This is a genomic window from Mesorhizobium sp. M1399, assembly GCF_040317735.1.
Classification (GTDB): Bacteria; Pseudomonadota; Alphaproteobacteria; order Rhizobiales; family Rhizobiaceae; genus Mesorhizobium.
In genome coordinates, this window is record NZ_JAMYKZ010000007.1 from 177442 (window position 1) to 196317 (window position 18876).

At 61.2% G+C, this 18876-nt stretch carries 15 protein-coding genes; 7 read left to right on the plus strand and 8 right to left on the minus strand.

From position 1 onward, the window contains the following. Window position 1: 1 nt before the first annotated feature. Window positions 2–1309 (minus strand): glucosamine inositolphosphorylceramide transferase family protein, encoded by a 1308-nt coding sequence (locus tag NKH05_RS14145; protein WP_352494486.1) that lies wholly within the window; start codon window positions 1307–1309, stop codon window positions 2–4. 336 nt (window positions 1310–1645) lie between these two features. Here NKH05_RS14145 and wecB point away from each other — a divergent pair, with 336 nt between their 5' ends. The 3 genes from wecB to NKH05_RS14160 are packed head-to-tail and all read left to right on the plus strand — an operon-like array spanning window position 1646 to window position 4924. Beyond that, window positions 1646–2800, plus strand: a complete 1155-nt coding sequence (gene wecB / locus NKH05_RS14150) for a non-hydrolyzing UDP-N-acetylglucosamine 2-epimerase (RefSeq protein ID WP_023720696.1) — start codon at window positions 1646–1648, stop codon at window positions 2798–2800. Beyond that, window positions 2793–4124, plus strand: a complete 1332-nt coding sequence (wecC, locus tag NKH05_RS14155; RefSeq protein WP_352484049.1) for a UDP-N-acetyl-D-mannosamine dehydrogenase — start codon at window positions 2793–2795, stop codon at window positions 4122–4124. Before wecB ends, wecC begins: the two co-directional genes overlap by 8 nt. Continuing rightward, on the plus strand, window positions 4121–4924 hold the full coding sequence (locus NKH05_RS14160; protein ID WP_023720694.1) for a WecB/TagA/CpsF family glycosyltransferase: 804 nt from the start codon (window positions 4121–4123) through the stop codon (window positions 4922–4924). The genes wecC and NKH05_RS14160 overlap by 4 nt, the downstream gene beginning before the upstream one ends. 211 nt (window positions 4925–5135) lie before the next feature. Here the strand turns inward: NKH05_RS14160 and NKH05_RS14165 are convergent, their stop codons facing one another. The 3 genes from NKH05_RS14165 to NKH05_RS14175 all read right to left on the minus strand — a co-directional run bounded on the left by NKH05_RS14165 (window position 5136) and on the right by NKH05_RS14175 (window position 7624). Then, window positions 5136–5417: an isocitrate lyase/phosphoenolpyruvate mutase family protein gene (locus NKH05_RS14165; RefSeq protein ID WP_352855756.1), complete on the minus strand. Its 282-nt coding sequence runs from the start codon at window positions 5415–5417 to the stop codon at window positions 5136–5138. A gap of 1 nt (window position 5418) precedes the next feature. Next, on the minus strand, window positions 5419–5955 hold the full coding sequence (locus NKH05_RS14170) for an isocitrate lyase/phosphoenolpyruvate mutase family protein (protein ID WP_353025578.1): 537 nt from the start codon (window positions 5953–5955) through the stop codon (window positions 5419–5421). A 229-nt stretch (window positions 5956–6184) separates the two neighbouring features. Then, window positions 6185–7624 (minus strand): lipopolysaccharide biosynthesis protein, encoded by a 1440-nt coding sequence (locus NKH05_RS14175; RefSeq protein WP_023720692.1) that lies wholly within the window; start codon window positions 7622–7624, stop codon window positions 6185–6187. A 166-nt stretch (window positions 7625–7790) separates the two neighbouring features. On the opposite strand from NKH05_RS14175, the gene NKH05_RS14180 reads away from it, so the two are divergent. Beyond that, complete coding sequence (locus tag NKH05_RS14180; protein WP_352844703.1) at window positions 7791–8909, plus strand: glycosyltransferase family 4 protein; 1119 nt, start codon at window positions 7791–7793, stop codon at window positions 8907–8909. On the opposite strand, the gene asnB is transcribed toward NKH05_RS14180, so the two are convergent. Together asnB and NKH05_RS14190 are read right to left on the minus strand one after the other, a co-directional pair. After that, window positions 8883–10808: an asparagine synthase (glutamine-hydrolyzing) gene (gene asnB / locus NKH05_RS14185; RefSeq protein WP_353025580.1), complete on the minus strand. Its 1926-nt coding sequence runs from the start codon at window positions 10806–10808 to the stop codon at window positions 8883–8885. The genes NKH05_RS14180 and asnB overlap by 27 nt on opposite strands. 172 nt (window positions 10809–10980) lie before the next feature. Continuing rightward, window positions 10981–12222, minus strand: a complete 1242-nt coding sequence (locus NKH05_RS14190) for a glycoside hydrolase family 5 protein (protein WP_353025581.1) — start codon at window positions 12220–12222, stop codon at window positions 10981–10983. A gap of 115 nt (window positions 12223–12337) precedes the next feature. On the opposite strand from NKH05_RS14190, the gene NKH05_RS14195 reads away from it, so the two are divergent. The 3 genes from NKH05_RS14195 (at window position 12338) to NKH05_RS14205 (ending at window position 16627) form a co-directional block, all read left to right on the plus strand. Next, window positions 12338–14266: a heparinase II/III family protein gene (locus NKH05_RS14195; RefSeq protein ID WP_031194489.1), complete on the plus strand. Its 1929-nt coding sequence runs from the start codon at window positions 12338–12340 to the stop codon at window positions 14264–14266. 199 nt (window positions 14267–14465) lie between these two features. Then, window positions 14466–15461, plus strand: a complete 996-nt coding sequence (locus NKH05_RS14200; protein WP_352855750.1) for a sterol desaturase family protein — start codon at window positions 14466–14468, stop codon at window positions 15459–15461. Window positions 15462–15646: 185 nt separating this feature from the next. Further along, entirely contained in the window at window positions 15647–16627 is a 981-nt protein-coding gene (locus tag NKH05_RS14205) for a GNAT family N-acetyltransferase (RefSeq protein WP_353025583.1), read from the plus strand. A gap of 20 nt (window positions 16628–16647) precedes the next feature. On the opposite strand, the gene NKH05_RS14210 is transcribed toward NKH05_RS14205, so the two are convergent. Then, complete coding sequence (locus NKH05_RS14210) at window positions 16648–16959, minus strand: UBP-type zinc finger domain-containing protein (protein WP_352484042.1); 312 nt, start codon at window positions 16957–16959, stop codon at window positions 16648–16650. After that, window positions 16956–18644: an FAD-dependent oxidoreductase gene (locus NKH05_RS14215; protein WP_352484041.1), complete on the minus strand. Its 1689-nt coding sequence runs from the start codon at window positions 18642–18644 to the stop codon at window positions 16956–16958. Before NKH05_RS14215 ends, NKH05_RS14210 begins: the two co-directional genes overlap by 4 nt. Window positions 18645–18876 lie beyond the last annotated feature (232 nt).

An 18876-nucleotide genomic window follows, 5' to 3' on the forward strand; every position in this document is an offset into this window, starting at 1 on the left:
GTCAGCCGGCGCTATCCACGACCTCGACATCGCCGGCGCGATTGAGCGTGTGGATACCCGCCCGCGCCCATGCCGGCCCCGGATCGATTGGGCGGGGCAGTTCAAAACGGACGTCGAAATCATTAAGCCGATCCAGCCGCATCAACCCCAGGCCACCGCCATAGGCTCTCGAGCCGTTTTGCACCGGCAGCAGCAAGGCGTCGCCCTGACGGATGAAAGCGCCGCCCGGCCGAGTGGCCGAGTGATCGACGGCGACGGGATTGAGCGCATGCGCTACCCAAGGCCCACGCAGCGCCGTGGCGGAATAGACGGTCATCGTGTCCGACGCGCTGCCGTGACCGAACCGCTCCGTCCCCAGCAACCAGAAGCGGCCGTCGGATTCTAGCAGCGTGGCGTCGTTGAAATCCCTGTCCGCGATCAGCACCGTATCGCGTACCCAGCGATCCGGAAACTGCACGGCACGGTAGAGCACCAGTTCGCGTGCCGTAGCGCTTTCAGGAATCATGAAAATTTCGCCGGAGTGGGCGAACACCTGCGGATATGACAGGTGATGCGCTTCCTCCAGCACCAACCTCGGCACGCCGAAAACGCCGTCGTCGCCAAGTTCAGCGACGGAAATCACGCCGCGGCCGGTGGCGTAGGGGAACTCCTCGACAAAAAGATAGTGGCGGCCGTCGCGTTCGAGAACGAACGGATCGGCGTAGAATCGCTGCCCGTCATCGGCAAGCACGGTGAACGGCTTGCCATCCAGCTGTCCGGTTTCGGCGACGCCTGGACCGTCGATCAGCCGGTAAGCAACCTGCCAATAGAAGGGGCGCCGGCCACGTCGCAGTTTTTGCACGGCACGGTCGACCAATCCCCTGCCGAAAAAGGGCAGATAGTGCCGGATAAATCCGCCTTTCTGCAGGGGTGGCGCCGGGCTCTCGGCAATCGGCGCAAGTTTGCCCGTGGAAAAGCGGGCGACACATTGGGCAATCAGGGAGATGGCGCCGGCGAGTAGCTCGTTGCTGCTGCGGGACAGCCAGAGCCGATCGCTGATCATCGGCCGCGCCCTGGCGATGGCAACGCCGTCGAGGCGGGCGGTGAGTTCGGGTAGCCGCCCGCTCGCCAGTATCTCGGTCATGCCTGCGGCAAAGCTGCTGCGGCCACAAAATTCGAGCGTCAGGACAGGCGTGCCCCGTCGTGCGGCGGTAGCGGTGAGATCGACTATAAGGTCGGCGGGGCCGGTATCGCCGGACGGCAACGGCTCGGAACGGCTTGCCAGTGAGGGGCCGAAGCGCCGGCCCTCGAGCGCCAGCACATTATCCATCCCGCGCGCGTTGGCTTCAGGCGTCGGCGCGCGGCAACTCGAGACAACGTGTCCAGCCGCGCTCAACCGCACCAGAAGCTCATTTTCCCAGCGCCGGGATGCGTCGGCGTGGCCGATGATTAAAATATTAGTCAATCCAATATATTCTTTTTCAAGACTACTGCCATAGACTATTTGTCAGCCCGACCTTTCACAAGAGTTAACCCGGGAGAACGCGGCCTTGGTTGTTAATCATATATTAAGAATTGAGATCACGAAGGCGTTTTCCGGCGCTATTATGGCTGTTGCGGACAATAGTCGGCATGTTTCGAGTGCTGCAGGCGGCCAGGATCAGCAATGAACGTCCTTTCACGTCCAAAACTGCCGTCCAGGCGGAAACTGCTGATCGTGTTCGGCACGAGGCCGGAGGCGCTCAAATGCTTTCCGGTGGCGCGCGCCGCCCTTGCTCATCCAGGCTTCATCACCGAAATATGCATCACCGCCCAGCATCGCGAGATGGTCGACCAGGTTGTCGAACTGACCGGCCTGCCGGTGCATCACGATCTCAACATCATGCAACCCGGCCAGTCGCTGTTCGACGTGACCTCGCGCGTGCTCTTGGGCATGGCCGAGGTGCTGGACAAGGCGAAGCCCGATATCGTCATGGTACAGGGCGACACCACCACGGCGATGGCCGCGGCTCTGGCTGCCTTCTACAAGCGCATCCCGGTCGCTCATGTCGAAGCAGGATTGCGCAGCCACAACATCAACTCGCCGTTTCCTGAAGAACTGAATCGCAAGATTGCCGGCGACATCGCCACCTGGCATTTTGCGCCGACCGTTCAGGCGCGCGACAACCTCATCGCCGAAGGAAAAGCCGAAAGCACTATCTTCGTGACCGGTAACACCGTGATCGACACGCTGTTGCATTTTTCAAGCGCGATCGATGCCGACAGGTTGATGAACGCGAAGCTCGCCGCCCGTTTCCCCTTCCTCGACTCTACGAAGAAAATGATCCTCGTCACCGGCCATCGCCGCGAGAATTTCGACGGCGGCATCCAGCGCATCTGTACGGCGTTGAAAGGATTGGCGGCGCGCGGAGACGTGCAGATCGTCTACCCTGTCCATCCAAACCCCAATGTGCGCTCGGTGGTCAACGCAGAGCTGGAAGGCGTGCCGAACATCCATCTGGTCGAGCCGCAGGACTATCTGCCGTTCCTGTATCTGCAGAAGCAGAGCTATCTGGTGCTTACCGATAGCGGCGGCGTGCAGGAAGAAGCGCCTTCGCTCGGCAAGCCGGTGCTGGTGATGCGCGAGAATACCGAGCGACCCGAGGGGATCGTGGCCGGCACCGCCCGCCTCGTCGGCACCGATGTCGAGAAAATCCTGTTCAACGCCAATCGCCTGCTCGACGATCAGGCTGCCTATCGCGGCATGGCGGAACGACACAACCCATATGGCGATGGCCGGGCCAGTAACCGGATTGTTGAGGAACTGCTGCATCATGGCTGAAATCAAAACCGTTTCCGTAATCGGCATGGGCTATATCGGCCTGCCGACCTGCGCCATTTTCGCCAGCCGAGGGCTCGACGTCATTGGCGTCGATGTGAACGGAGCGGTCGTCGAGAAAGTCAATCGCGGCGAAATCCACATCGTCGAGCCGGACCTTGACGGCCTGATCCAGAAGGTCGTGGCGAACGGCAAGCTCAAGGCCTACAGCACGCCGCAGCCGGCGGATGCGTATATCATCGCCGTGCCGACCCCGATGACCCACGACCATAGGCCGGACGTGACCTACGTACTGGCGGCGGCACGAAGCATCGCCCCGGTGCTGAAGCGGGGAGACCTTGTGGTGTTGGAATCGACATCGCCGGTCGGCACGACACGCATCATGAACGGGCTGCTTGCCGAGTTGCGGCCTGACCTCAAATTTCCTGTCCTGCATGACGAAGACGCCGATGTGCTGGTCGCCTATTCGCCCGAGCGCGTGCTGCCGGGAAAGGTGCTGACCGAGCTGATCAATAACGATCGCTCGATCGGCGGATTGTCCCGCAAATCGTCGGAACGGACCGCGGCACTCTATTCAACCTTCGTCACCGGCGACCTGTTCATGACGACGGCCGAAAGCGCTGAGCTGGTGAAACTTACCGAGAACGCGTTCCGCGACGTCAACATCGCCTTCGCCAATGAGCTTGCCGCAGTGTGTCAGGACCTGTCGCTCAATGTCTGGGAAGTGATCGATCTCGCCAATCGGCACCCTCGCGTGAACATCCTCCAGCCGAGCCCGGGCGTTGGCGGTCACTGCATTGCGGTCGATCCATATTTTATCATCGACGCCGCACCCAACAGCACGCGGCTGATGGCTTCCGCACGCCGGATCAATTCCGAGCGGCCCATGTCGGTGGTCAGGGATATCGAGGCTTTGCTCGACCCCTCCCGCAAGCAAACGATCGCCTGTCTTGGCCTCAGCTTCAAAGCCAATATCGACGATTTGCGCGAGAGCCCGGCCGTCGAGGTGGTGAAGCTTCTGTCCGATAACCCCAATGTGAAGATCATTGCGGCTGAACCCAACACAAATGCGCTGCCGCAGGAACTCGAGGGCAGGGGCATCGTGTTCACCGACGCACTTTCGGCCATCGACAAGTCCGATATCGTCGTCCTCCTGGTCGACCATCGGCAGTTCAATCTGGTCGACCCCGAAGCGCTCAAGGACAAGAAGCTCGTCGATACAAGGGGCCTATGGACCTGGCGCAAGGCACGCAAGCCCGACGCCCGTATCGAAGGCAAGAAACCAGAAGTCGCACAAGTGACGCTCGCAAGGGAGCAGGCTGCATGAACGCGCACGACCCGGCTTGGGCGCAGCATTCCCTGTTGGCATCACGGCGCCGGGAGTTCCTTGGCGCACCGATCCATGCGCTGACCATGGCCGAGACGCTGGCCATCGCCGACGAGGCGATGACCGTGCGGCGGCCGCTGCATCATGTGGTCGTGAATGTCGCCAAGCTGGTGACCATGCGCCAGAATGCCGAACTGCGCGAGGATGTTGCAGGGGCGGACGTGGTCAATGTCGACGGGATCGGCGTGCTTTGGGGCGCACGTCTGTGTGGCGTCGCGCTGCCCGAGCGGGTGGCGGGCGTCGACATCATGATCAATCTGCTGAGCCTCTGCGCGAAGCGTGGGTTCAGGCCCTATCTGCTGGGGGCCGAACAGCACGTTCTCGACGCGGTTGTAGCGAGACTTGCCAAGGACCATCCGAGCCTGGTCATAGCGGGGATGCGCAACGGCTATTTCAAGCCGGAGGATGAGGCCGGGATCGTCGCGGCGATCAACGCGTCGGGCGCCGACTGCCTGCTGGTGGCCATGCCGACACCGCGTAAGGAGCGATTTCTCAAGCGCTACCGCGACGAACTCGCCGCAAGCTTCGTGATGGGCGTGGGCGGCAGTTTCGATGTCTATGGCGGCAAGGTTGCCCGTGCGCCGAGGCTGATACAAGCAGCCGGCCTGGAGTGGCTGTTCCGCGTGGTCCAGGAGCCGCGACGCTTGTGGCGCCGCTACTACGACACCAACACTGCCTATGCCGGGCTGCTGTGCCGGGAGTTCTGGGAGCGTCGCTGGCGCCGAAACGCCGGTTTATAGGTTCGCGTTCACCCATAAAACAGGCGTTGGCCGTGGGAGCGACGTTCGAACTCCCGAGACTAAGGCCGTGACTTGGAAAACGGCGCTTAACATTGGGTTATCTGAGTGTCACGATCGTAGATGCCGGTCTCCGAATCATGGCCTCTCAAATATCAAGGTAAGCGCCCGCCTTGCGGCATGTTGCAGCCGGGGGCGCGTCACCCTTTCGGACTTAGATTACGGGTTTAGGATCGCGAAGGCTGTTCCAGGCCGGAGCGCTTTCCAACGCCGCATAGTTCCCCATTGCGATCTCCTGGACTATTTTCATTGGTGCTCCGCCAGCCGCGCGCGCAAGTGACCCGCCCACGCTTATCCGCCGTACGCCCGCCCCGGCAATCTGCTCAAACGTGAGACCGGAAACACCTTGGCCGAGGACATGATTGACCGGCACGCTGACAGAGCTGCAAATCTGCTCGAGAGACGCCAGATCCGGGACACCCGGCGCATACAGCACCTCAGCGCCAAGAACCTTCGAAGGCCTTTAGGCGGCGAATCGCCTCGTCGAGACCATACACGCCTTTACCCACCCCATCGGCGCGGGCGGTGAGCACGATGTCGTATTTTCGAGCAGCTGCAACCGCCGCCGCTACACGTGCCACCGCAGCATCAAAATCGCGTATTGGCTGGCCAGGCTTTGGTTGTCGATCTTCGATCGAAAGTCCAGCCAATCCCGCTTCGGCGGCAAGCCGGACGGTTTCAGCCACGCCTTCTGGTGTGTCTTCATAACAATCTTCCAAATCGGCAGTGACCGGCACGGTCGTCGAGGCGGCGATCTCGGCGGCATATGCCAAGCTTTCGTCGCGGCCGACTTCCTTTGCTCCGTCCTTCTTTCCCTTCAAGAAGGCGTAACCCGAAGATGTTGTCGCAAGCGCCCTAAAACCCGGACCAGCCATCATTCGCGCGCCGGCTACGTCCCATGGGTTTGGGATCAGGAAGCAGCCGGATTTATGAAGAACGCGAAATTGTTCAACCTTCTTGGATCGGGAAATCACGCTGCCCCCTCAGACTTGGAAAAAAAGCCGGGTTCGACTAAATGCCGATGATTGCAGCTTTTCAATCGTCCGTTTTTCCGCCGAGCGCGACGTGCGGACCACTATGGCGCCCCCTCTCATGACCCGAACACCCGGAGATTGAATGTCCGGTATGCAAGAGCCCGTCTCCGGCAAGGTACACCATGTGTTGTAAGCCTCGGAAATACCCGCTTACAGATCGCTTATGCGCCTACGCGATCCGTAGCCGCGCCCGCAGCTGGGCGAGGAATTGCGTCGCTGCCACAGGGTGGAATAGCGAGGTCAGCCCGAAGAAAACCGCAGCTCCGGCGGTGCCGCCGGCGATGAGCGAGAAGATTGCCGGCACATCGCCGGCCACCATGCTGGCAAGCTTGGCGGCCACCCCTGTGCTGAGCGAGATGATTGCCGAAACGCCAATGTCGCGCCACGGCACCGGCACCGGCGTGAGCCGTTCGCTGATGATGATGCAGGTTATGGAGCCCACCACCGAGCCGCCCGCAAGCGCCAAAGCGGCGCCGATCTCCGCCATCGAAGGGATCAATAGCAGAGACAATGCGATTGTTGCCGCCGAGCCGAAGAGATTGGCGATGATCAGCAGCCACGGCCGTTTGTGCGCGTGCACCACGACGCCATAGACGAAGCTGGTGAGGTTGGCACACAGCACGCTGAAGGCGATGATCGGAAACAGCAGGCCGAAGCGGCCGTGATATTGCGAGGGCAGCATGAGCTCAGTGATATCGCTGCTGAGCGCGACCAGCATAGCTGCAATCGGCAGGCAAAGCCGCATCATCAAGGCCATCAACTGCGATAGCAACCGACCCGATGCGGCGGGCCCGTCCTCGTCGAACCGGCTGACCACCTCGGGAAAGGCGCCCATGTTGATGGCGTTAGCGACCATGTCGATCGGTTGGCGGGCCAGCGCATAGGCTGCGGCGAAGATCGCCACAGCGCTGGCATCGTAATAGAACTTGAGGAACAGACGCTCCGCGCTGTTGAGCCCGAAGCCAACCAGCGCCATGATGATCAGCGGCACACCGAGCGCAAAGAAGTCTCTGTGGGTGAAGCGCGGCGGACCGGTAACGACGCGTCGGGATGCCATGATGCCCGCCACGATGCCGGCAATCAAGGCGCCGAGGCTCGAGCCGAGCGATACCGTCAGAAAGCTATCCTGGAAGATAAGGATGGCGCCGATCGGCAGCGCGAGTTGCAGCAGGGCACGCAGGGCTTCGAGCATCGAATAGACCGAGTGGCGCTGCTGCATCTGCAGCACCGTCAACGCGAAGCGGCTGATGGATCCGGCGACGAGATAGCCGCAGACCGCGATCGCGAACTCGACCCAGCGTTCCGGCACGACCACCGCCGACGCGCCTACCGATATGACCAGCGCCAGTGCCGTGGTGGCAAGCAACACCTGCCCGGCCAGCATCAGGCTGCCGCGGCTGACTTCGCCCTTGCCGCCAAGCCTGAGCAACGCGATGCGCAGCCAGTTGGTGACGGCAATGTCGGTCATTTCGCCGACGGTCACCACCAGAGTGAGCAGGCCATACTCGGTCTGGTCGATCAAACGCGTCACGACGACCAGCAGGAGCAACGCCGAGATTCGCGTCAGCAGGATCGCCGGAGCATAAATGAGCGTGGAACGGAGCAGCAAAGGCGTGTCCCTGGAAAATTCACCTTCGACTAGCCGCCGATTGGCGGAAAATCCAGCGCGATGACGGCGAAGGGTGAACAGATTCAGTTTGAACTAAAAGATTTGCCGTAAACCTTATCGGGAACGTTTGCTTTGCAGTTACCCGGTCTGTGTTATTTAGAGTACCATGTTGCAGCGCCTCATATCCGATCGAAAAATACATGTCCTGGTCGCGACGCCGTCGGGCGTTTCGGGCCAGGGCGGCATCGACCGCATCATGGGGGCGCTGAAGCAGGAGTTCGAACGGCAAGAAGTCACCGACATCGATGTGCGCTTCCTTGCCAGTCGTGGCTCGGGGCATGTCGGACTTTCGATCTTCTATATGCTCGGCTTTTGCTTGCGGATGCTTAAAGCGCGTCTGGCTGGACGCGCCGATGTCGTTCATATCAACATCTCAGTCTCCGGCAGCACCTATCGCAAGATGGTGATCGCCGCCTGCGCACGGCTGCTGTCGATACCCTATGTCCTGCATTTGCACGGGGCGCAGTATCAGACATTCTGGAAAGACGATCACGGGTTCATAAGCCGCCGTATCAAAGCTCTGTTCGAGCATGCCGATCGGGTGATCGTTTTGGGCAGGCTTTGGCGCGATTTCGTCGCCAACCGGGCGCCAGGCGCTGCCGGCAATATCGTGATCGTGCCCAATGCGACCGAAGTCCCGTCGCTGGCGCATGTCGGTGGCGGCGGCCACGTGCATATCCTGTTCCTGGGTCGTATCGGCGACCGCAAGGGCGTACCGCAATTGTTGGACGCGCTGCATCGCATGAACCCCGTCAAGAACTGGCGCGCCACGATTGCCGGCGATGGCGAAATCGATGCGGCACGGGCAAAATCGGCCGGGCTGGGGATCGCAGACCGGATCGCCTTTCCGGGTTGGGTGGGACCCGACGATGTCGCGTCGCTGATCTCTTTCGCGGATATTCTGGTTCTTCCCTCCTTCGCCGAAAACCTGCCTATGTCGGTGATCGAAGGCATGGCAGCCGGTTTGGCGGTGGTGGCAACCCCGGTTGGCGCGGTCGAAGACATAATTACCGACGGGCAATCCGGGCTGCTGGTGCCGCCAGGCGATGTTACTGCGTTGACCGACGCGCTGGGCCGCCTCGTGGAGAGCCCAGCACTGAGGGCGAGGCTTGGTGCCGGTGCCATGGCCGTGCATCGGGAACGGCTTGAACTCGCCCCGTTTGTCGGCGCAATCTGCGATGTCTGGCGGTCGGCGGCGTCAAGCCGTCAACCGGTCAAGCGCTGAGGCTGATGATCGCGGCGGCGCCTCAAGCCCGAATTCGCGGTGGAATATCTCCAAATTCAACAGCGCCCATATCAGCTTTTCGTGGTCTGCGGCACCCGTGGTGTGTTCCGAGACGATTTGATCAAGCTGTTTCGGGCTCAAATAGCTGCGAATGACGGAGTTAGGCGAGCAAAGGTGGTCGTGCACGTAGTTCCTCATCGACCCCCGAAACCAATCGGCGACGGGCACCTTGAATCCGATCTTGCGGCGGTTGAGAATTTCCTCCGGAAGTATGTTGGCCATGCTGCTGCGCAAGATCAGCTTACCCTTCCGCCAACCCACCTTGTAGCGATCGGGCAATTTGCTGACGAACGCAACCAGATCGCGATCGAGGAACGGCATTCTTCCTTCGATTGAACCGGCCATCATCATCCGGTCGCCTCGTTCCAGGAGATTGTCGGGCAACCACGATGTCTGATCGAAAAATAGCGCGCGGCGAAGATGGGATGCTGTCGCGCTTGAGGAAAACGGTAAGTTGTTGCGTCCATTGCGGCAATTGGCCGGCGCACCGATGAGGCGACTGTGTTCCTGCTCTGTCATGGCTCCAAACCAGGAGATCATCCGGGTGGCAAAGTCCCTTTCACCCGCGCTTCGGGCAAATGTATCGAACTTGGCCGATGCGCCAGGCATGGCACGTATCAAAGGGGCGAGGAGGTTGTTGTGGAGCAAGGCTGGAACGAGCGACCGGTAGATTCCAGCCAGTGACTCTGCGCGATGTTTGGGATACCCGCCGAGAACCTCGTCTGCCCCTTCACCTGTGAGCACCATCTTGACGTCCTGTGAGGCTCGCTCCGACATCAGGTAAATCGGAATGTCCGAACTTTGTGAAACGGGCGCCCCCAGATGGCGAATCAACTTCGGCAGGTGGTCAATCAGGTCGTCCGCTTCTATGACCAGTTCGCAATGATCGGTCTTGAAATGATCGGCGACGCGTCGGGCGAATGGAAGTTCACTATAGGCCGGTTCGCTGAAACCGACCGAAAATGTGCGGATGGGCTTGTCGCTGTGCTTGGTCATCAGGGCGACGATTGCTGACGAGTCGAGGCCTCCGGAGAGAAAGGCGCCGAAAGGTGCATCGCTGCGCATTCTGATCTCGACGGAATGGTCGAGCAGTTCCAGAAATCGTCGCTTGGCGGTTTCGTGGTCGATGTCCTCGGTCAGGTCCGTTTGATCTGGAGGCGTATAATAGCGCGTTTCCGTCACAGTCCCTTGCGACCAAACGGCATAGCTTCCGGGGTTGAGCTTGCGGATTTGTTTAAAAAGCGTGCGCGGTCCAGGCACGTAACGCCAGCGCAGGTACTCGTGCACAGCGTCCAAATCGAGTTGCTGCGCATTTGGCTGCGATGACAACAACGCGTTGATCTCTGAGGCAAAGGACAGCAGTTTTTCGCTCTGCATGAGGTAAAGGGGCTTTTTGCCGAACGGATCACGGGCGAGGATCAATTCGTGCCTCTGAGCATCCCAGAGCGCAAAAGCGAACATGCCGCTCAACCGTTCGAACATGGACAAGTGCCACTGATCATAAGCTCTGAGCAGCACCTCGGTATCGGAGCGCGTTCGAAAATGATGACCGAGGCCGATCAGTTCCTGGCGCAGCTCGATATAGTTGTATATTTCGCCGTTGAAAGTTATTCTGAGATGGCCGTCCTCGATATGCATCGGCTGATTTGACTCTGGCGCTAAGTCAATAATCGCCAGGCGGCGATGGACCAATGCCAATTGTTCCTCGCCAGTATTCAAGTCCAAGAACTCGATGCCTTCGGCATCGGGACCGCGATGCCGCAATGCATTTGACATTCTGGCGGCCCGCTCTTGTGGATTCTCGGCCCTTCGGCCGATCCACCCGGCAATTCCACACATTGTTCCCCCTAGGCGCGCGTATTCCTCACTCCAGTACAACAAATGTATTAAACACTTCGTGGCTAACAGATCGAGCCGCGAGGGAAAACTGCCACAGGCCGTTCTCGATCCAACCTGGCGTTGAGAGGATCGAAGTTGACGGCTGCTCATCCGCGACGAGAACTGACGGCAATTAGGGCAGGCCCAGTGCCTGCAGCATCTCCGGGTCGGGCACCGGGGGGCCATCGGGCCGGATGAGGCTCATCCCATAGCGATTGGAGAACTCCCAGACAGACCATGGGATCGCGAAGCGTTCGGCCTCTCGGCGCACCGCCTTGAGATAGCGCGAACGGTCGGCCTCGAAGGCGCCCATGCGGCCGTCCGCTGACATGAGGATAGCGCCGAATTCGCCCATGAAGAGCCGCCGGCTTGGAATGCCATGGCCTTCAGCCCAGTCGACGGCCTGACGAAAGCTCGTCTCGAGTTGGCTCTGCCCCCAGTTCTGCTCGAAATATTTCGCTACTGCTTCGCGCGCGGTGGCCATGTTCATCATCTGCTCGACCCTGCTCAAGCCGGCAGCTTCCATCCGCGCCCTAAGGGTTTCGGTCACCACTTCGGGTGTACTGCTGTCGGCAGGCCAGGGAAGTCCCGAAACAAAGCTGTTTGTGTCGTCGGGCCGCTGGTGGGTGAAGCTGTGCGGCTCATACATATGGAAGCTGTAATAGAGGTTTGGGTCATCAAAGCCGGGGCTGAGGTTGACCAGTCCGGCAATGCTGCCGCCGCAGGCGCCGGTCGCAACGATGGTGAGTTCGCTGCTGACCGCTCGAATGTCGTGGACGGTCCCCGCCATGATCCGCTGCCAGTCATCGCTGCCGCTTGGATCGCAAGGGTAATATGCTGGCTCGTTGTAAGGTTCGAGGGCGACTTTGTCGGTGCCTATCTTGACCAGCATGGCGGCGACCGCCACAACCATCTGGCGGTAGCCGGCGACGCCCTCGCTGTCGGCGCCGCCGTAGATCATCTCCATGCTGTAGTCCGGAACCTGAGTGACGCCATGCAGGTCGAAAACCACCTTGAGGCCGGTCGACGTGATCCGCTCGACGGCGGCGGCAAGTATGTCCAGCGCCTGCTGCCGCCTGGCGCCCCCGCTGGCAAGCAGAGGGCCGGGATCGACGCTCAGCCGGACGAAGTCGAAGCCCATCGATCGGATGTGGGCAAACACCTCCCCGGCCGGCCAATCGGTGAACGGCCTGCTTCCCGCAAGCCACTCCTTTTCGCTGCGATAGGGCGGCCAAACGTAGGTTCCGTCTTTCTCCACCGGCGACCAGTTGAGCCACTCATGCACGCCAACGCCGCGCTTGAGAGGGATGGGCGCTGCCTCGGCCGCCATAACCAAGGCGAGCACCCAGGCAACAACACACACCGCTTTTCTCATCGCTCTCTCCGCATGGTGCCGGAGATATTAACCGCAACGAACGGGAAAGAAGATTGCCGGCGCGCAGCTTTTCGACGGCATGGTATACAAGGACCGAAACGTTGACGGGGCGTGCATGAGAATCGGCTGGTACATCAACCGATTGCGCAGCATGGGACCGGCCGAGGTGTTGCACCGGCTGAGCGAGCAACGTCGAAGGATCGCGTCGCGCCGCCGCGATGATGGGTGGGAGCGCTATCCATCGCCGCAGTTGCACCCGGTGCTGCCGGGATTTCGCCACGCTGTGCTGGCAGCGACCGACGCTCAACGGCAAGCCATAGCGGCGGCCGCGCAAGAGACGCTTCAGGGCCGGTTTTCGGCACTCGGGCGGACATGGCCAAAGCGCGAGCCCGATGTTTTGTTTCCTGCTGAGCTTTGGCGTCTTGATCCGGTGACCGGCAGGCTTTGGCCTGGCTCCGAGGCTCATACTTTCGACATCGATTTTCGCCATGGCGGCGACCTTGGCGATATAAAATATGTCTGGGAAATCAACCGGCTGCAGCAATTGCCGCCACTGGCTGCACACCTGCTCCTCAGCGAGGACAATCGGTCCCGGAGGGCCATTGAGGTGGCAATCGGCAGTTGGCATTCCGCCAATCCGCCGTTCCGAGGCATTGGCTGGGCGTCCGGCATCGAGGTAGCGCTGCGAGCCATCAGCCTGATCGTCACCCTGGACCTCGTTGGCGACCGGCTTGACCCGACGACCCTGCGGAAAGCCGGTGAGATACTCGCGGCAAGCGCCTATTGGCTGCCGCGGTTTCCATCGCGATATTCCTCCGCCAACAACCATCTCGTCGCAGAATTGGCTGGCGAATATCTGGTCGGCCTGGCGCTCGGGGCCGAATCCGAAATCGCCCACGGCGCCCTCCTGAATGAGACGCACAAGCAGATACTCGCCGACGGCGCCGGTGCCGAGCAAACGCCGACCTACGCAGCCTTCAGCGCCGAACTCATCTTGCTGTGCGCCGCCGCGGCACGCCAGGCGGGAACGCCGTTTCCCCACGCTGTCGAAGCGCGTCTGGGTGCCTTCGCCAATTTCGTCGGCTGGCTGCCACTGAAAGCCGCCCGCTTCGGCGACGACGATGAGGGCCGCGTGCTGAAGCTGGGGGACGAGCCGAACTATATCCGATCCGTCGCGGCCGCCATCCAAAGCTTACTGGGGACGCCGGGCAACGCGCCGGGGCCCGACGACTTTCGTTCGCTTTTCTTTGGTGCGCCGTCGGGCCCGGCACCGGCGGTGCATGGCTTGCAGACATTCGCGCGAGGTGGGCTCTCCGTCTGGCGCGGAGCAATGAATGGCCGCGATGTCGAACTGACGTTCGACCATGGGCCGCTCGGCTATCTCTCGATAGCGGCGCACGGCCATGCCGACGCGCTGTCGCTCACCCTGTGCATCGACGGTGAGCCGGTGCTGGTCGATCCGGGCACCTGGCTCTACGGTTCGGGAGGCGCATGGCGCGACTGGTTCCGCTCCACGCCGGCGCACAACACGCTGAACATCGAGGGTAAAAACCAAAGCACCATCGCTGGGAATTTCAACTGGTCGCACAAGGCAGTTGCGACGCTGGTGGACAGCGAGCCTGGAACGCACTGGAGGCTGTGTGGCCGGCACGACGGCTATAGAAGCCGCTTCGGCGTCATGCATCAGCGCACTTTGGCGCGCCAGGCCGATGGCATCCTCATCACCGACCAACTGCTCAGCGGCAAGCATCAGTCCGAGATCGTCTTCCAACTGGCCGCCGGCCTCCATACCGACCGGCATGAAAACACCGTCACGGTATTGCGCGGCGACGAGGCGCTATTGGCCATCCGCTTTCCTGATGCCGCGCTCGATATCCGCGCCGGCGGTGACATGCCGGGGCAAGGCGGTTGGGTTTCACTGCGTTTTGGCACCAGGCAGCAAGCCGAACGCCTCGCCTGGCACGGTGAAGTGGGCGAAGCCGGAATCCATATCCATCTTGCCCCAATTCACCCGCCGCAACGGCAAAAACCGGCGCCAACGTAGAGTTGCCGGGCGAGTTCCAGCCGTATTCGACATTAATTACGTTTGGACATTTAGCGGTTTCGTTACCGTTGATCTGCTAGTCTCGCATCATCCAGCCTGCTTTGCCCGCTGCGCCCGCAACAGCCACTGGTTGCAGGCGGCGTAGCGGGTTTGGCGGGGATTTCGTGCTTTGCAATTCGCCCCAGGAGCCGCTGCAACGATGTTTTCCGAATTTGCCAGAGCGATTGTGGAAAAGCTTTCGAACGTCAATCTGACCACGCTCGGCCTGCTTCTCCTCACCGCACTGGGCAGCGCGGTGATCGCCTACTGGCGAACTGCCGAACATAAATCCCTCAGGGATTTTTTCGATTTCGCCTTCCCGGCGGAAGTCATCCTGCATCCGTCGGCGCGAGCCGACGCCCTGTTCTGGATCACGAAACGGGCGATGATGCCCTTCCTGCTCATTCCTGCCGGCGTCACCTTCGTCGTCGCGGTGGGCTACGGCACACGCGAGGCAATCGGCTGGCTCCTTAACATCCACGCGCCGCTTCTCGGCGGCCCGGCGGGACCAATGACGATCGTCATCTTCACCGCAACCATGCTGGTCGCCTATGATATTTCATACTACCTCTACCACGTCGCCCAGCACCGCTTCCCGTTCCTGTGGGAATTGCACAAGGTGCATCATTCGGCCGAGGTGATGGTGGGGATCACCAAGGACCGGGTTCATCCGCTGGACGATCTGATGAACCGTATGTGGGATGGCGTCATCCCGGGCATCTGCTTCGGCATCTGGAGCCTCATTGCACTCGATCCGGTAGAGGTCGCCATCTTCGGCATCAACGTCTACGTCATCCGCAACATCCTGATGATGGATTTTGTTCGCCATACGCATCTCAAGATCTCGTTCGGCCCATTGAACAACATCATCCTGTGTCCGCACTGGCACCAGGTGCATCACAGCATCGACCCACGTCATTATGACAAGAATTTCGGCCTGCTTTTTTCGTTCTGGGATCGTCTGTTCGGAACTCAGTTTGTCCCGGAGCCTGATGAAGACCTGAAATTTGGCCTGATCGATCGCGATGTGCGTGATTATCAGTCGCTCTTTGGGCTCTACATCCTGCCGCTCAAGAAGATGGCAAGGCATGTCATGCGACTGTTTCACAGGCGGCCCAATGTGGTCGCGCAGCCACAGGACAGTTCTCCTTCATGAACACCGTTGTTGCCATCGAGGTCCTAGGGGCGGAGCGCCTGGAAATCGTCCGTTCGGCGGATCGTCTGGCTGCGGTCGAAGCCGCTTGGATGGACCTTTGGCATCGTACCGACGGGCTGATCTTTCAAAGCCATGCCTGGATTTCGGCATGGTGGAGTACCGTACAACGCCGTGACCAGCGCGCGTTGCGGATCGGCCTGGTGTGGAAGGGCGAGAAACTCGTTGCCGTCGTTCCGCTGGCGATCGGCAGGCGCAGGGGGCTGCGGTTTCTCGAATGGGCGGCCGGCAGCTATACCGACTATGGAGATATTCTCGTTGCCCCGGACTGCTCGTTGTCGGCGCTGCAGGAGCTATGGAGCCAACTCTGCGATGCCGGTGGCTTCGATCTTGCCCTGATCAATCGTCTCTCACCGGATGCGGCGGCCCGCAAAATTTTCACGCCGGGAGCTTCCTGCGGCATCAGGCTTCGTCCGTTTCACCGAACGGAAGTCAGCTATCGCGTTGCCGGACAATGGGAAAGCGGAGCGGCATGGTTCGCGGATCAGTCGAAAAAGACGCGCCAGAACTATCGGCGCGGCATCAAAGTGCTGGAAGAAACCGGAGAGGTGAGATTTCGCCTGCTTGCCCCCGACGAGCCGCTGCAACCGGTACTGGAGCGCCTCGCGGCCTTGAAGCGGAAATGGCTGACCGAGCGCATGCGTGAATCAGACCTCTTCGAAGAGGGCGTGCCGGTACTCGCCGCGCTCGTCGATGCGTTGGCGCGCGCCGGCGTGCTGCATATCTTCGTCCTCGAATGCAATGGCGTGATGGTCGCGGTGTCGATCAACTTCGTCCAGCACGACGTGATGATGGCCTTCGTGACGACGTTCGATCCGGATTTCGGCCGGGCGTCGCCGGGTGTGATCCTGTTGATGGATTACGTGCAGTGGTCGATCGATCACGGCTTGAGCACGGTCGATTTCCTCTGTGGCGCAGAGTCGTTCAAACACAAATTCTCAACGCAGGCGGTTACGCTGGAATCCGTCATCGGGACGCGCACGGCACAGGGCGCGCTTGCATCTCTTGCCGATCGTGTCCTCCAGACCGTCAGGCATATGCGCGAGCGGTCATCGGCACCACCAGAGGGACGCGATACGCCCGCTCAAGCCGAAGCAGCCTTGGACTAGCGGGACGCTGGCAAAAAAGCTCAAATGAAGCGCGGTATTGGACCGTTTTGCGGCGTGGTGCGGTCGCCGAGGTCGAGGAAGATATCGTCGATGTAGCACCATCCCCAGCCTTCCGGCGGATCGTAGCCTTCGATGACGGGATGGCCGGTTGCCCGAAAATGCTTGGTGGCATGACGGTTGGGCGAGTCGTCGCAGCAGCCGACATGGCCGCATGTGCGGCAGAGCCGCAGATGCACCCACTGCGAACCGCTCTTCAGGCATTCCTCGCAGCCGAGCGCGCTCGGCGTCACGTCGCGAATGTCCCCGGCATGCCTGCATTCGTCCGCCATCATGCGCTCCTGGCCAGTTGAGGCGCCACGGCGAGACTGCCGCCTTGCGCGAGATATGCATGCAGCGCCGCAACCACCTGGGCACCTTCACCGACGGCAGCGGCGACGCGCTTGATCGAGCCAGCGCGCACGTCGCCGATGGCGAACACGCCGCTGCGGTTCGTCTCCAGCGCACCCGCTTGGCCAATGTCCGGCCCAGTGCGCACGAAGCCCTTCGCGTCCAACGCCAAGCCGCATTGCGCCAGCCAATCGGTGTTCGGATCGGCGCCGATGAACAGGAAGAGATGGTGGATCGGACGTGCTGTCTCCGTGTCGCGGTTGCGCCAGCGTACATTGCCAAGATTGCCGTCGTCGCCTTCCAGCGCCGTGATCTGCGTCTCAGCCAGCACCTCGATGTTCGGCTGTGCCCTGACGCGCTCCACCAGATAGCGCGACATGCTCGCATCCAGGCTGCTGCCGCGCGCCAGCAGCCATACCTTCTTCACATGCGCCGCCAGATAAACAGCAGCCTGGCCAGCCGAATTGCCGGCGCCGACCAGGGCCACCTCTTGCCCGGCGCAAAGCCGGGCTTCGATCGGCGAAGCCCAATAGTGCACGGAGGTTCCCTCGAATTGCGCCAGGTTTGCCATATCAAGGCGGCGATAGCGCGCTCCGCTGGCGATCACCACCGACCGTGCCCGCACGGTCTCCCCGCCGCCGACGGCGAGCGTGTAATGGGCGCCCGGCGTGTCGCTTGCACTGCCCAGCCGCTTCGCCTCGTCCGGTATCACCATTTCGACGCCGAATTTCTGCGCCTGATTGTAAGCGCGCGCCATCAGCGCCATTCCCGAAATGCCGGTCGGGAAGCCGAGATAGTTCTCGATGCGCGAGGAGGCGCCCGCCTGTCCACCAAAGGCACGGCAATCGAGCACGATCGTCGACAGCCCTTCGGAAGCCGCATAGACGGCCGCCGCGAGGCCGGCTGGTCCGGCGCCGACAATGGCCACGTCGTACAGCTTGTCGGCGTCGATCGGCCTCACCAGGCCGATGCAGCGGGCGAGCTCGTTCTCTCCGGGATTGAGCAGCAGCTTGCCGTTCGGGCAGAGCACGATCGGCAAATGGTGGATATCGACATGGAAGCGTTCGATCAGCGTCTTGGCGCAGGGATCGGTAGCGGAATCGAGAACCCGATGCGGCTGACCGCTGCGGGCTAGGAAACCTTGCAGCCGCAATACGTCACCGCTGTCGACCGGTCCGACAATGATCGGTCCGGCTGTGCCGCTCTCGAGCAGGCCGACACGGCGCAGGATCAGCGCCCGCATGATGCGCTCGCCGAGGTTTGCTTCCTGTACCATCAGGTCCCGCAGCCTTTGCGAGGCGATGACGAGCGCCTCGACCGGCTCGACCGCCTCCACATCCACCAGTGAGGGCCGGGCTGAAAGCTGCGCCAGCTCGCCGACGAAATTGCCCGCACCGTGCGTGACGATCGTTTCGCGCCGGCCGAAGCTGCCGCCCTGGATTATATCCACTTTGCCGGACAGGACCACGATCAGACCGGGCGCCAGCTCACCGGCTTTGACGATCTGTTCGCCTGCAGCATAGGACACGGCTTCGCCGAAACGGCCCATGCGGTCCAGGTCAGGTTCAGCCAGCGCGGGAAACATCTGATCGCGACGGGCAATGGAGATCGGATTGGCAGATTGAGACATGGTTCGAGCCTATCGCCGCTGTCCGACAGATTGAAGCGGTTTTTTGCGGCTTGCGGGCCGTAGGAACCTAACGCGCCTGTCGGTAAACGCTGCGCCCCTTCGCTTCGCATTTCACTGACAGCGGGCCGTGCGCCGGTGCCGTCGCGAGGTGCCTCACATTCCGTTGCATCTCCCTGATTTGTTTGATTTGCGTATTCCGGCAAACCCGACGCATGCTGCTTCGGCCGGCGCC